We start from the raw sequence: 14292 nt of genomic DNA on the forward strand, positions 1-14292 counted from the left end.
GTAACTATTTAAATTGAATTTAATAGTCTTAAACCGAAGATTTATTTGTAATTTTGCGCAAATTATTATGTAAATATTATGCCTGAAAATAAGAAAACCCGTAAAGTAAATAATAATAGCATCCATATGCAGCCCCAGGCTGTTGATATAGAAAAGATGGTCCTTGGAGCCTTGATGGTTGATAAGGATGCCTTTTCTATTGTTAGTGAGATTTTGCATCCCGAAACTTTTTACGAACCGCGTAGTCAGAAAATATACAAGGCTATTCAAACTCTAAGTTTGAATGAAGATCCTGTGGATATTATGACTGTTGTTGAAGAATTGAAGCGCGAGGGAACTCTAGATGACATTGGTGGAGCTGGCTATATATTGGAGTTAAGTGAACGTGTGGCATCATCTGCACATATTGAATATCATGCTAAGATTTTAGCACAAAAATATTTGGCTCGGCAATTAATTTCCTTTGCGAGTGTAATCGAGACAAAGGCCTTTGATGAAACTGTAGATGTAGATGAACTTATGCAGGAGGCTGAGGGTTCACTATTTGAACTGTCACAAAAAAACATGAGGCAGGATTATACCCAAATAGATCCTGTTGTAAAACAGGCTGTCGAAATCTTGCAAAAAGCTGCAGCAAACAAAGGTGGATTAACGGGTATTCCTACTGGGTATGCCAAATTAGATGATTATACATCCGGATGGCAAAGAAGCGATTTGGTTATTATTGCTGGTCGTCCGGCTATGGGTAAAACCTCATTTGCATTATCTTTGGCAAAAAATATTGCTGTTGATTACGATACGCCTATAGCATTCTTTTCATTGGAAATGAACAATGTTCAGCTGGTTAACCGTCTGATATCTAATGTATGTGAGATTGAAGGTAAGAAAATACTTAACGGACAGCTGGATGATGAAGAATGGAAACGACTTGATAAGAATGTAAGAAAACTTCAGGCTGCGCCAATTTATATTGACGACACGCCGGGTATGTCTATTTTTGAATTAAGAACAAAGGCAAGACGTCTGGTAAGAGAAAAAGGAGTGCAAGTAATAATGATAGACTATTTGCAGCTTATGAATGCCAGCGGAGCACGTTTTGGAAGCAGACAGGAAGAGGTGTCAACCATCAGCCGCTCATTGAAGGGACTTGCAAAGGAGTTGGACATTCCTGTATTGGCTTTGTCTCAGTTGAACCGTACTGTAGAAGGACGTGAAGGTCCAGACGGAAAGCGTCCTCAACTCAGTGACTTGCGTGAGTCTGGTGCGATTGAGCAGGATGCCGATATGGTGCTGTTTGTTCACCGACCGGAATATTACAGAATTTTTACTGATGAAAAAGGAAACGATCTTCACGGAAAGGCTCAGATTATTATTGCTAAACACCGTAAAGGTGGTACAGGTGATGTGTTGTTGAATTTCCGTGGAGAGTTTACGCGTTTTGAGAATCCAACAGATTCTGATAAGTCGCCAATCGGTGGAGGAGAGATTATTGGTTCGAAGATTAATGGAGATGATCTGGGCCCGTCGCCGTATATTGGTGATATTCCAGATAACGGTCCATTACCATTTTAGATGTTATAATGTATGAAATTATAATTAGAATATAATAATGGCGCATCTGTAAGCAGAATGTTTAAAGTGGAAAAATGGGAATATTATAATTTATATGATCGAATAGGTGTTTTTGTGAAGTGATAAAGAATAAACCATTAAATAAATAATCATGAATCTTAAAATAGCAGTTCTTCCTGGTGATGGTATCGGACCGGAAATTATTAAGCAGGGTGTTGATGTCATAGATGCCATTGCTGAAAAATTCGGACATAAAATAGAGTATCAAGAGGCTATATGTGGAGCACATGCAATAGATTTGGTCGGTGACCCATTTCCTGATGATACGTTTAATATATGCAAGTGGGCTGATGCGGTGTTGTTTGCTGCTGTAGGTGACCCTCGTTTTGATAATGATCCTAGGGCTAAAGTTCGTCCTGAGCAGGGCCTGTTAGCTATGCGTAAAAAGTTGGGACTTTTTGCAAATGTTAGGCCCGTACAAACATTTGAGTGTCTGTTGCATAAATCTCCATTGAAAGATGAGATAATAAAAAATGCAGATTTTATATGTATAAGAGAGCTTACCGGTGGCATGTATTTTGGTGAAAAATATCAGGATGATGAAAAGGCGTATGATACAAATTCTTATACACGTCCGGAAGTAGAACGTATTTTAAGGGTAGCATATCAATATGCGATTAAGCGCAAACACCATGTTACTGTTGTTGACAAAGCAAACGTGCTGGCTTCAAGCAGGCTTTGGCGTCAAGTTGCTAAAGAAATTGAAAAAGAATACCCGGATGTTATAACTGATTATATGTTTGTGGACAATGCTTCTATGCGTATGATTGTCGAACCCACTTTCTTTGATGTAATCGTTACGGAAAATACTTTTGGAGATATCCTCACAGATGAAGGTAGCTGTATTTCTGGAAGTATGGGCTTGCTGCCATCAGCTTCTACAGGAGAAGGCACTCCGGTCTTCGAACCTGTACATGGATCATGGCCGCAGGCTGCAGGCAAAAACATCGCTAATCCTCTGGCTCAGATTTTATCAGTGGCTATGCTTTTTGAGTATTTTGGTCTGAAAGATGAGGGATTGCTTATACGTAAGGCCGTTGATGCTTCACTTGACGCCAATGTGCGTACTCCTGAAATCCAGGTAGAAGGAGGTGAATTTTATGGCACGAGAGAAGTAGGAGAGTGGATCGTTGACTATATAAATAAAGCGTAATAATGTTTGTGAAGTAAATAATGTCATGACGAATGATCGTCCGCATTATTTTGCCAATAAATATTCAAAAGTATATATTGGTGCTTTAAATACATATAGTCATGATTGATGTACTTTGAATATGATTCTGAATATCAGTGTGTTATACACTTGCGCCATGCAAGGTTGTTAAGGCTATTGCAAAATACGGCATATCAGGTAGTAAAAGGGCACATATTGCAAAGTAAAAGCGTATGTTTTGCATTGCAATATGTGCCCTTTCGTAATTGGTCTGTTTTTGTTTCAAGGTTCACTTTATGGTAAAGTGATTTACAGCCTTGTTGCGCTTATGGCAATTGAAACCAATATCATTAAAATAAAAACCAGAAATACTCTCGAGCATTTCTGGTTTTAGTTATATTACTTGTTTCTTAATTTTGCAAGTGATTCTTTCAGCATTGCTATCTTTTCTTCAGAGTCATGCTGTTTCTTTCTTTCTAATGCTACAACAGCTTCAGGGGCATGAGCAACAAATTTTTCGTTTGAAAGCTTTTTCATCACACCTGCAAGGAAACCTTCCAGATGCTTTAGTTGTGCTTCCTGCTTTTCAATCTCTGCTTCAACATCAATAAGATCACCTACAGGTACTGCATATTCATCAGTGCCGACCATAAACTGTATTGTGTCGGCAGACTTGCCCTCCGCAATATTTATGGACTTTAAGTTTGCCATCTTTATTGTAATATCGTCATATGCGGCATATTTATTTTCACCGATAGCCTGCAGTTCAAGTTCCTCTTTGGGTGATATGTTCTTTTGATTTCTTATTGTTCTGATGTTGCTGATTATCTGTTTAACATTTTCAATGTCTGCTACCAAATTCTCATCTTCTTTTGTTGAGGCCGGAATTGACAGACAATCACGCATAATGCTTTCACCTTCTTTGCGTTCATATATATGTTGCCATAATTCTTCTGTTATGAACGGCATGAACGGATGTAGCATCTTCAAAAGCTCATTAAAGAACTTCAGTGTCATGTCGTATGTACTGCGGTCGATAGGTGTGCCGTAGTTAGGCTTTATCATCTCGAGATACCAACTTGAGAACTCATCCCAGAAGAGACGGTAAACGGCCATTAATGCCTCAGATATGCGATATTTCTTAAACAGGTCATTTACTTCGTCGTTAGTGATTTTAAGTTTGGCCTCAAACCATTTTACGGCAGTCTTGTTTGATGTGGGCTGTTCAGCGTCTGAAACTTCCCATCCCTTAATTAGACGGAATGCGTTCCATATCTTATTATTGAAGTTTCTTCCCTGTTCACATAGACTCTCATCAAAGAGAATGTCGTTGCCGGCAGGTGCTGACAACATCATTCCCATACGAACGCCATCGGCTCCGAACTTGTCGATAAGTTCTATAGGATCAGGGCTGTTGCCTAAACTCTTGCTCATTTTACGGCCAAGCTTGTCACGTACAATACCTGTGAAGTACACATGCTTAAACGGGAATGTTCCTTTATATTCATATCCGGCCATTATCATGCGAGCAACCCAGAAGAAAATGATATCAGGTGCGGTAACAAGATCTGAAGTAGGATAATAATATTTTATTTCTTCGTTGTCAGGATCGTTGATGCCGTTGAAAACAGATATGGGCCACAGCCATGATGAGAACCATGTGTCAAGGCAGTCCTCATCCTGTTTCAGGTCATCTATGGTCAGATCGTTGTTGCCGCTTTTTTCCTTGGCCATAGTAAGTGCTTCCTCCGGAGTTTCTGCAACAACAAATCCGCCATTGTTAGGTAGGTAATATGCTGGAATGCGATGTCCCCACCATAGCTGGCGGCTTATGCACCAGTCTTTAATGTTTTCAATCCAATGGCGATAAATGTTCTTATATTTTGCTGGATAGAATTTAATTTCATCATTCATAACCGGTGGAAGTGCCATATCTGCAAAGTGTTGCATTTTCAGGAACCACTGTGTTGAGAGTTTTGGCTCTATTGGTACATTAGTTCTTTCAGAGAAGCCAACTTTGTTGTTATAGTCTTCAACCTTTTCAAGCAGACCGGCTTCTTTAAGATCTTTTTCAATTTGAACTCTGACATCCATTCTGTCCATGCCGACATACAGACCGGCTGCTTCAGATATTGTTCCGTTATCGTTAAAGATATCGATCGATTCCAAATTGTGTTTCAGACCTAATGCATGGTCATTTATGTCGTGTGCCGGTGTAACTTTCAGACAACCTGTTCCAAATTCTATATCAACATAGCTGTCTTCGATGACTGGTATCTGACGATTTACTAAAGGAACGATTACGTGTTTTCCTTTTAACCATGTGTTCTTCGGGTCGTCAGGGTTTATGCACATAGCTGTATCGCCCATGATTGTTTCAGGACGTGTAGTTGCAACAATGGCATATTTTTCAGGTTCTTCAACAACCTTGTATCTAAGGTAATATAGTTTGCTGTGTTCGTCCTTATAAATAACTTCCTCGTCGCTAAGGGCGGTCTGGGCTTTAGGATCCCAGTTCACCATTCGTACTCCACGATAGATAAGTCCTTTGTTATACAAATCGCAGAATACCTTTATCACTCCTTTGGAGCGTTTTTCGTCCATGGTGAATGCTGTTCTGTCCCAATCGCAGCTTGCACCAAGTTTTCTTAACTGCTTTAAGATTATTCCGCCGTGCTCATTTGTCCAGTCCCATGCATGCTTAAGAAAATCGTCGCGTGTCAAGTCGGTCTTCTTTATGCCTTCCTGTGCCAACTTGTTTACAACTTTTGCTTCTGTAGCAATAGATGCATGGTCTGTTCCCGGCACCCAGCAGGCATTTTTGCCTTCCATTCTGGCACGTCTTACCAAGATGTCCTGAATAGTATTGTTGAGCATGTGTCCCATATGGAGCACTCCCGTTACATTAGGTGGAGGAATAACTATGGTGTAAGGCTCTCTTCCGTCAGGTTTACTGCTGAAAAGCTTATTGTCAAGCCAATATTGATACCATTTTGACTCTACATCTTTTGGGTCGTACTTACTTGCAAGTTCCATTTCTTATCTTATTTTTATTTATTTTGCCTAATTCAATAAAAAACGTTGCAAATGTACAAAATATTCGTGGAAAATATCTACATTTGCATAACTAAAATACATATTATGCATACAAAGGAAGAAAAACTTGAAGCATTTGGACGTTTATTGGATGTACTTGATACGTTACGTGAAAAATGTCCGTGGGATAAAAAGCAAACAAATGAGAGCCTTAGGCCAAATACGATAGAAGAGGTGTTTGAATTGTGTGACGCCTTGATGAAAGACGACAAGAAAAATATATGCAAAGAACTTGGAGATGTCTTTATGCATGTTTGTTTTTATGCACTTATAGGCAGCGAGACAAGAGATTTTGACATTGCTGATGTATGTAACATGCAGGCTGATAAGCTTATTTTCAGACATCCGCATGTCTATGGTAATGTGAAAGCTGATACAGTAGATAAGGTTTTGGAGAACTGGGAACAGATAAAGTTAAAGGAAAAGGATGGTAATAAGAGTGTTCTTTCCGGTGTGCCGGCTGCACTGCCTTCACTTATCAAAGCTTATCGCATACAGGATAAAGCTCGTAATGTCGGTTTTGACTGGCAAGATAAGGGCGATGTCTGGGCTAAAGTTAGAGAAGAACTTTCTGAGCTTGAAGCAGAATTGCGTAAGGATGATAATGAAGCTTCTGAAAAAGAGTTGGGTGATTTCTTGTTTAGTGTCATAAATGCAGCACGTCTTTATCATTTAAATCCTGATACGGCTCTTGAACATACAAATCAGAAGTTTATCTGGCGTTTTAACTATATAGAAAATCATTCTATAAAAGTTGGTAAACCATTGACTGAGATGACTTTGGCTGAAATGGATGAACTATGGAATGAAGCTAAAAAAGAAGAAAAAACGAATAAATAATACAATTATGAGTAAACTTAGTTTGGCATTCTTGTTGTGCTGCATTGTAGCGATAGGATGTGACAATAAAAAAATGCAAAGGCTGTAGTTGAGAATGTTTCTGATAACGAAATAGCAGACACTACCGTGTATGGCAAATGTGGTGAAGGTACTGCAATGCACACACTTGAACTGATTACAGATAAGGGAGACACCTTGACATATACATTGGAGGGACTTGATACGTGCTCAAACGTTCAAGGAGGATTGTTTGTTGGTGACCGGCTGGCAGTGATATCGGGGCCGAAAAGTGAGGAAGGACTTTTTGCAGAAAAGGTAATTAACCTTACGTCTCTATTGGGTAAATGGGTCAGCCTTGACAAGAGTTTTGAAATTTGTGAGGGCGGAGTCGTTGAAGGTAGTATGAAGGAGCCGAAGCCGTATACAGAATGGAAGATATTAAATGGTAAGCTGATTTTATCGTCAGATACATTTGACATCTATTCTTTGGGTGCAGATTCACTTTATCTGGAGAATACAGAAGGAATCTATGGCTATAAACGTCTGTCGAAAGAGGCTAAATAGTTTGTGTATCTTGTGTAATATATAAAATACATGCAGCCATTTAAAGTCTATATATTAGGATGCGGCAGTGCTTTGCCTACGTTGAAGCATAATGCTTCTTCGCAGGTTGTTCTTGTCCGTGATAAGATGTTTATGGTTGATTGTGGTGAAGGAACACAAGTGCAATTAAGGCGTTCACGTATTAATTTCAATAAACTTTCTGCCATCTTTATAAGTCATCTGCACGGAGATCATTGTTTCGGTCTTATCGGCCTGATTTCTACGCTGGGTATGCTTGGCCGTATAAGTCCTTTGCATGTATTTGCGCCTAAAGACTTTTTCCCTATATTGCAGCAGCAACTGGACCTGTTCTGTAATGGATTGGAATATGAAGTTGTATTTCATGTGGTAGATACGAAGCGTAATGATGTGATATATGAGGATAAAAGTCTTACGGTTAGCTCTATACCTCTAGAACATCGTGTAGCGTGTTGCGGATATTTATTCCGTGAGAAACCGACCTTACCGCATATAAGACGCGATATGATAGACTTTTATGGCATACCTGAATGCCAGCGTAATAACATAAAAAATGGGGCAGACTGGATAACTGCTGACGGCGACGTAATTCCAAATTCTTATCTTACCTTCCCTGCGGATCCGCCAAGATCATATGCGTATTGTTCAGACACCAGATACATGCCGGAACTATACAGGATGGTGGAAAATGTGGATTTGCTGTATCATGAGGCAACTTATTGTAGTGAAAACGAGAATAGGGCAAAGTTATATTATCATAGTACGGCAAGACAAGCGGCCATGGTGGCATTGAAGGCAAAGGTTAAAAGACTTGTTGTCGGACATTTTTCTGCGCGCTATGAAAATGAAGATGTTATTCTAAAGGAAGCTCAAGAACTCTTCCCGAATACAGATTTAGCGAATGAAATGGCTGTTTTTGATGTGTAAGTAAAAAAAACCGTATAATATTTTGTTATATCGTAAAAATATTTTATCTTTGCGGTAATAAAAAAGAAGCTTTTATGTTAAGAAACTTACTTTTTATTCTGTCTGCAGTGTTGCTGTTGTCTGTCGCAACTCCTTCTGTTGCCAATTCCAATTCGGCAATAGAGATAATTGATGTTGAAAGTCAGAGCGTTTCAATCTCTGTTAATTCATCGTCAATTCGCGTTGTTGGAGCCAATGGACAGATGTTGTATATATACAATGTTGCCGGAGTAAAAATAATGTCCATAAAAGTTGATGGTTCAGATAGATATTACGATTTGAATTTGCCTAAAGGCTGTTATATTGTTAAAGTTGGTAAAGTCGTAAGGAAGATTTCGGTTAAGTAGTATTTTGTCTGTTTTGTTAAAGTTATTTTACCTTATACTTTTGTGTCTGCTCGTGTCATCTTGTCATGACGCGACAAATAATCATGACAAAAATATTAATTTAGATACATTTTCAGACTTACGGGATGAAAAGTATTCTTTGGACATAGTTGATATACGTGAACATATATCCAAAATTGCAAGTGAAGACGGAGTCGCATTGCCCATGGATGGGTTTGTAAATAAATATTATAAAGAGCAACAACCGTTTTTGTGGATAAACCGTTATGGTATATATGACCGTGCAGATACTCTTTTGAATCTTCTTAAGGGCATTGATTATTATGGATTGAGCAAAGACGCTTTTCGTGTCTCTAAAATAGAAAAGGATCTTTACTTGGCACGTAGTTTAGACATAGAGTCTTCAAATGATAATCTAAACCGAATTTTGGCTCGTTTAGAGTACAACCTGACAAAAGCCTTTTTAAGATATTCTGCAGGACAGTATTTTGGCTTTGTTAATCCTGATTATTTATATAATAGTTTGGAAGAGTATCAGGTGGATTCTTTGACAACACGATTCAGACAATTGTGTGATTTAAAAGTCTTACGCCCGGACAAAAAATTCTATTTTAGAGCCATCAGCCATATTTTGAATGACAGCGTAGCTGAGTTCTGGCATACAACCCTTCCTAAAGGACGTTTGGTCGGTAAGTTGTTGAAAGAGTTGGATAATCCGAATTTAACCAAATCTGAACGGTTAAGAATATTGTGTAATATCGAACGGTGTCGATGGCGTTTGCGTGGAATGCCTAATACAGATTTGCACAATAAATATATAGTCGTGAATATTCCTTCATTTGAATTATACGCTTTTGACGGTGAAAAATCGCAAACAATGAAGGTATGTTGTGGCGAGATTAATTTCAAGACTCCGATACTTACCAGCTGGATTAAGCGCATGGATGTAAATCCGCAATGGATTGTTCCTAAAAGCATTTCCAAAGGATTTTTGCATAATTATTCTTATATGCATAAAATGGGGATGTTTGTTTTGGACAGAGAAAAGGGTAAGTTGGCTCCTGAGCAGGTCTCATATGATAGAATAATGTCAAATGATCAATATATTGTTCAGGCTGGAGGTAAAAAGAACTCTTTAGGGCGTATTATTTTCAGATTTGATAATAATTTTTCTGTCTTTCTTCATGACACCTCTGCACCATGGGCGTTCAAGCGCACCCAAAGAGCTGTGAGCCATGGTTGTGTTAGAGTAGAGCGTCCTCTGGAACTGGCTTTATTCTTATTAGGCGAACGTGCAGAGGAGATGGAAGACAGATTACAGTATTCAATGTCTGTTGATTTTATTAATGATGTAGATTCGTTGAAGAAGAGAAATATAGACAGAAAACGTCTCGTAAATACTTTGAATGTAAATCCGCCAATACCATTATATATTACCTATTATACAGTTTATGATGGCATTTGTGGACAATTATGCTATTATGATGATGTTTATGGCTATGACGATGTCCTGATAGAGAAATTGTCTCCGTTTATTGAATAATATGGCATTAAGTGAAGATTTAATATGCAGGATGCTGGCCTCTGAAACTACAAGGCGTAAAGCTTTTGATGCAATCGTAAAGTTATATGGTGAACGATTGTATTGGAAGATACGTTATATTGTTCTATGTCATGACGACGCTAATGATGTGTTGCAAAATACGTTTCTTAAAGCATGGAATAATATTGATTCTTTTCATAAAAAATCAAAGTTATTTACGTGGCTGTGCAGTATTGCCATAAATGAGGCTTTAGATTATTTGCGTAAAAATAAAAATAATTCAACTATAGATATTTCAGAGTCACCGTCGGTTTCAAAGACTCTTATGGCTGATGAGTATTTTGATGGTGATGAGGCACATGCATTATTGTTAGAGGCTGTTGCGACATTGCCTGATGTACAGAGGACGGTTTTCAATTTGAAATATTTCGATAATATGAAATATAGTGAAATCAGTGAAATTCTCAACACCTCAGAAGGCGCGTTGAAGGCCTCGTATCATATTGCAGTAAAAAAGATTTCGGATTATTTTCATCTACATGAATGACTTTTTTTGACAGGCAATTAAACTTTTAATGGGAAGTTCCGTCATAGAATAAAAGAATAATAATTATTTATTATGAAAGAAGAACAATTGCTTAAACAAAAATTTGGCAGCCAGCGGCCATTTAAAGTTCCTGAAGGCTATTTTGATTCTTTGGAGAAGAGTCTGATGCAGAACGTGGTTGAGCCAGCCGTACCTAATAAGCGCCCTGCAATAAAAGCGTTTATGCGTCCTTTGAAGTGGGCCGCATGTTTTGCTGCGGTTCTTCTAGTTTCCGGAACAATATATTTTAATAGTTTAGAAAAAGAATCTTATCAGAATCACGCAGACAATATATCAGAAAATATGTCATCTTCAGTTTATGCTGATTATATTTTAGACGAAATTTCAGATTATGCCATGCTTGATAATGATGACATTTATTCTTATGTGGAAAATGAATGATAATAATAAAATGAGAAGATTTATAATTTGTTTATTCTTTATATTAGCATTTAATATATCAGATGCACAGAATAAGAATAGACATTTTACACCAGAACGTTTTCAAGCAGAATTAGAGCAGTATATCACACGAAAGGCGGGCTTGTCTCCAAAAGAGGCTTCAGAATTCTTTCCGCTTTATTCGGAAATGTTACGTAAGCAGCGGTCAATTCATGATGAACTTAAAAAATTAAAACGAATAAAGCCGACAACGGATGCTGAATGTAAAAAGAATCTTATGAAGCGTGATAAGTGTGAAATTGAAATAAAACAACTTCAGAAAACTTATCATGAAAAATTTATGCAGATATTACCTGCGGGCAAAGTCTATGACATTGTGAAAGCAGAAGAGCGTTTCCATCGGCAGATCTTTAAACGGGCTGCAGATAAAATGAGGCATAAGAAAAAGTGATAATAACGAAACTTTGTTTTGTAGTTTTATATATTATCCAATAATAATATTGTTGTTTGTCTGATTATAAATATAACTTGATGATTTTATATTTCTTGTGGTAATGTTATAATAAATATAATTAATTTAATGTCGAATTATAGACTTATAAACCCATTGGTTTCATTAATGAAAATCAATGGGTTTTTAGTTATAACTCAATGAGTTTTTGCATAAAACTCATTGAGTTATTTTAAATGAATATTTGATGTTAAAATTTTTACTGACCACGCTTTTGTGGAACAAACAAAAGCGTATAGGAATAAACAACATCCATTCGAAGTGTTATCTTTTAATCATAAAGTATCCTAATCTATGTGCTATGTCTTTTTTATTTAATGATAATAGAATGTAACACCCATTCTCAAGATTGCTTATATCTGCATATTTGCCTTTGTATGGATGTATTGAAATTATATTACCTGCCAGACTTTTTACTATAACGTATTCGCTATCTAAGGTTTTCCCTTTGTCTGGTAATAAAAGTTTCTTGCCGTCATTTTTAATAAATTTGTCTGTGATTGCAGATTTGTCAGACTGTTTTTGCTGTGTGGGAAGGCTTTCATTGCCATAACGGTCTATACTAGTAACCGCATAAAAGAGGTCGCATTTTGAGTCTGTTTCAATTGCAATATAGTTATCTTTTATCCTTGTCGCCAAGATGTTCCTGCTGTCATTTATATCAACAGGATATTTCTTACTGACGTAAACATTATACATAATGCCGCCATAATTGTTATCTGATTTATCCCATGTTATAATTTCATTTTTATCTGTAACTTTTACAGATAAATTTTGTGGTGATTGTGGCACCGGAGCTTTTGCCCATTCCATTGGAGGAGTTAAAGCAGGATATAGATTGAATTCATCTTTTGTGAATGAATACAGCCCTTTGGTATTATCATAAAAGAATTTGTTCCTAAAGAAGGCATAGCCCATGCCATGACTTCTCGTAACATACATTTGACGCTTAATCTCATCTATATTCCAATTACCTTCGGAGGTGTCTAGAAAATAAATGCCCAATCCTGGTATTATTGTCCTGTTATTGCAATTTTCTTTCCAGTCTATGGCAAAAGGATAGAATTGATTTCCGCGAAAGTACATCATGGGATAAAGCTGATCCATTAGGCCTTGTTTGATCCAGCTTTGGGCATCCTGGCATCCTTTTTTATATGCACTCCATCCACGGCTGGAATATCTGGTGAGATCATCGTATTTGCCAATTGGGGCACAGCTTAGTTTCACCCATGGTTTTGTACTTTTTACTTTGTTGTAAATCTCTTTTACAATGTTTGTAATATTTTTTCTTGCTTTAGAAAGTGGTATCTCCAATTTCCATTTTTCGGGATATCTTATATAATCAAGATGTATTCCGTCTATATCGTAATTGTCGGAGATTTCTTTACAAATATCTGATATATATTGAGCAGCCAAAATATTTGAAGGGTCTATAAATCCTTCTCCACCGTTTTTGATTACTAAGTTGGGATATTTATTGCGTAATGTTCTACAGCCTATTCCGTTCCATTTTCCTACAGGAATTGTAACTATCCATGCATGCAGTTCCATACCTCTTTTATGGCATTCTGCTATTGCAAATTCCAACGGGTCATATCCGGGGGATTTGCCAGGAAAGCCGGAACAGCATCCGTCCCAAGGCTCTATGGATGAAGGATAAATAACCGTGCCTCTTATTCTTGTCTGGAATAATATAGTATTAATATTTGCCTTTTTCAGCTTGTCAAGTATGTCAATTAATTCTTTCTTTTGCTTTATTATTGATGTTTCCGTTTGCGCATAGCTGTGTGGCCAGTCAAGTCCGCCTATTGTTGTAAGCCACACGGCCCTGACCTCGTATTTGGGATGTTGCCTGAAAACAAAGCTTTGGGAATTGCATGTTTCTGAAAAGCATATAAATAACAATATGATTACTATATTGAGGAATGATTGCTTGATTGAAATTTTCATTTGATATTTGTAAATCGATTATGATGCAAAGTTATATTATTTTTTTGTTTTTCAAATTAAATATGTACTTTTGCATATGATAGGGAATAATGAAAATGATAAAAACATACATTTGTATGAAAGTAAAATTTTATATAGTGTTTTATATCAGTTCATTAATTCTATATTCGTTGATACTAAAAAATAAACAATGTATATATGAAAAAAATTGTAATGTTGATAGCCTTTATGGCGTTTGCTCTTTCTGGATATTCTCAGTTTGAGCAAGGTAAGTATTATGTTGGTGCATCTCTTACAGGACTGGATCTTAGTTATAGCGGAGCAGAAAATTTTAATATCGGTCTTGATTTAAAAGGTGGATATCTTTTGGCTGACGACTGGATGATAACAGCTCAGGCTGGTATACAGCATAGTGGAAATGATGATGTCGCAAATTCTTATTCTATAGGCATTGGAGGACGCTATTATATAGTTCAAAATGGATTGTATCTTGGTGTTAATGCAAAATTGATACATGCAAATCATAATTACAACGATTTGATGCCGGGTATAGAAGTCGGATATGCGTTCTTCTTAAATAGAACAGTAACGATTGAACCTGCCGTATATTACGACCAGTCGTTTAAGAATCACTCTGATTTTTCTAAAATCGGTTTACGTATAGGCGTAGGTGTTTATTTATAG

Annotated in this window: 13 protein-coding genes; 11 read left to right on the forward strand and 2 right to left on the reverse strand. The window is 37.1% G+C overall.

The features are described from left to right. Positions 1 to 78 precede the first annotated feature (78 nt). Positions 79 to 1572, forward strand: a complete 1494-nt coding sequence (gene dnaB / locus ACU52_RS07400) for a replicative DNA helicase (RefSeq protein WP_053398328.1) — start codon at positions 79 to 81, stop codon at positions 1570 to 1572. Between the two features lie 151 nt (positions 1573 to 1723). Further along, complete coding sequence (gene leuB, locus ACU52_RS07405; RefSeq protein ID WP_053398329.1) at positions 1724 to 2785, forward strand: 3-isopropylmalate dehydrogenase; 1062 nt, start codon at positions 1724 to 1726, stop codon at positions 2783 to 2785. 399 nt (positions 2786 to 3184) lie between these two features. Here leuB and ACU52_RS07410 read toward each other — a convergent pair whose 3' ends face one another. Continuing rightward, positions 3185 to 5821, reverse strand: a complete 2637-nt coding sequence (locus tag ACU52_RS07410; protein WP_053398330.1) for a valine--tRNA ligase — start codon at positions 5819 to 5821, stop codon at positions 3185 to 3187. A gap of 105 nt (positions 5822 to 5926) precedes the next feature. Here ACU52_RS07410 and mazG point away from each other — a divergent pair, with 105 nt between their 5' ends. The 8 genes from mazG (at position 5927) to ACU52_RS07450 (ending at position 11598) form a co-directional block, all read left to right on the forward strand. Next, the gene (gene mazG / locus ACU52_RS07415; RefSeq protein WP_053398375.1) at positions 5927 to 6721 is read left to right on the forward strand and encodes a nucleoside triphosphate pyrophosphohydrolase; all 795 of its coding nucleotides are present in this window, start codon (positions 5927 to 5929) and stop codon (positions 6719 to 6721) included. A gap of 156 nt (positions 6722 to 6877) precedes the next feature. Further along, on the forward strand, positions 6878 to 7285 hold the full coding sequence (locus ACU52_RS07420) for a lipocalin family protein (protein WP_239684895.1): 408 nt from the start codon (positions 6878 to 6880) through the stop codon (positions 7283 to 7285). Between the two features lie 30 nt (positions 7286 to 7315). After that, positions 7316 to 8230 carry a ribonuclease Z gene (locus ACU52_RS07425; RefSeq protein WP_021854276.1) on the forward strand — a complete coding sequence of 305 codons (915 nt, stop codon included), beginning with the start codon at positions 7316 to 7318 and terminating at the stop codon, positions 8228 to 8230. Between the two features lie 74 nt (positions 8231 to 8304). Further along, complete coding sequence (locus ACU52_RS07430; protein ID WP_021854277.1) at positions 8305 to 8616, forward strand: T9SS type A sorting domain-containing protein; 312 nt, start codon at positions 8305 to 8307, stop codon at positions 8614 to 8616. A 139-nt stretch (positions 8617 to 8755) separates the two neighbouring features. Then, positions 8756 to 10159 (forward strand): L,D-transpeptidase family protein, encoded by a 1404-nt coding sequence (locus tag ACU52_RS07435; RefSeq protein ID WP_082335205.1) that lies wholly within the window; start codon positions 8756 to 8758, stop codon positions 10157 to 10159. Position 10160: 1 nt separating this feature from the next. Further along, positions 10161 to 10706 carry an RNA polymerase sigma factor gene (locus tag ACU52_RS07440; RefSeq protein WP_053398332.1) on the forward strand — a complete coding sequence of 182 codons (546 nt, stop codon included), beginning with the start codon at positions 10161 to 10163 and terminating at the stop codon, positions 10704 to 10706. Positions 10707 to 10778: 72 nt separating this feature from the next. Beyond that, a complete protein-coding gene (locus tag ACU52_RS07445) occupies positions 10779 to 11147 on the forward strand; it encodes a hypothetical protein (protein WP_021854280.1) in 369 nt (122 codons plus the stop codon). Positions 11148 to 11157: 10 nt separating this feature from the next. After that, positions 11158 to 11598 (forward strand): hypothetical protein, encoded by a 441-nt coding sequence (locus ACU52_RS07450; RefSeq protein WP_239684896.1) that lies wholly within the window; start codon positions 11158 to 11160, stop codon positions 11596 to 11598. A 324-nt stretch (positions 11599 to 11922) separates the two neighbouring features. On the opposite strand, the gene ACU52_RS07455 is transcribed toward ACU52_RS07450, so the two are convergent. After that, complete coding sequence (locus ACU52_RS07455; RefSeq protein ID WP_053398333.1) at positions 11923 to 13608, reverse strand: glycoside hydrolase family 10-like protein; 1686 nt, start codon at positions 13606 to 13608, stop codon at positions 11923 to 11925. A 198-nt stretch (positions 13609 to 13806) separates the two neighbouring features. Between ACU52_RS07455 and ACU52_RS07460 the strand changes: the two genes are divergently transcribed. Beyond that, positions 13807 to 14292, forward strand: a complete 486-nt coding sequence (locus ACU52_RS07460) for an outer membrane beta-barrel protein (protein WP_053398334.1) — start codon at positions 13807 to 13809, stop codon at positions 14290 to 14292.

This window comes from Xylanibacter rarus, from assembly GCF_001275135.1.
Classification (GTDB): Bacteria; Bacteroidota; Bacteroidia; order Bacteroidales; family Bacteroidaceae; genus Prevotella; species Prevotella rara.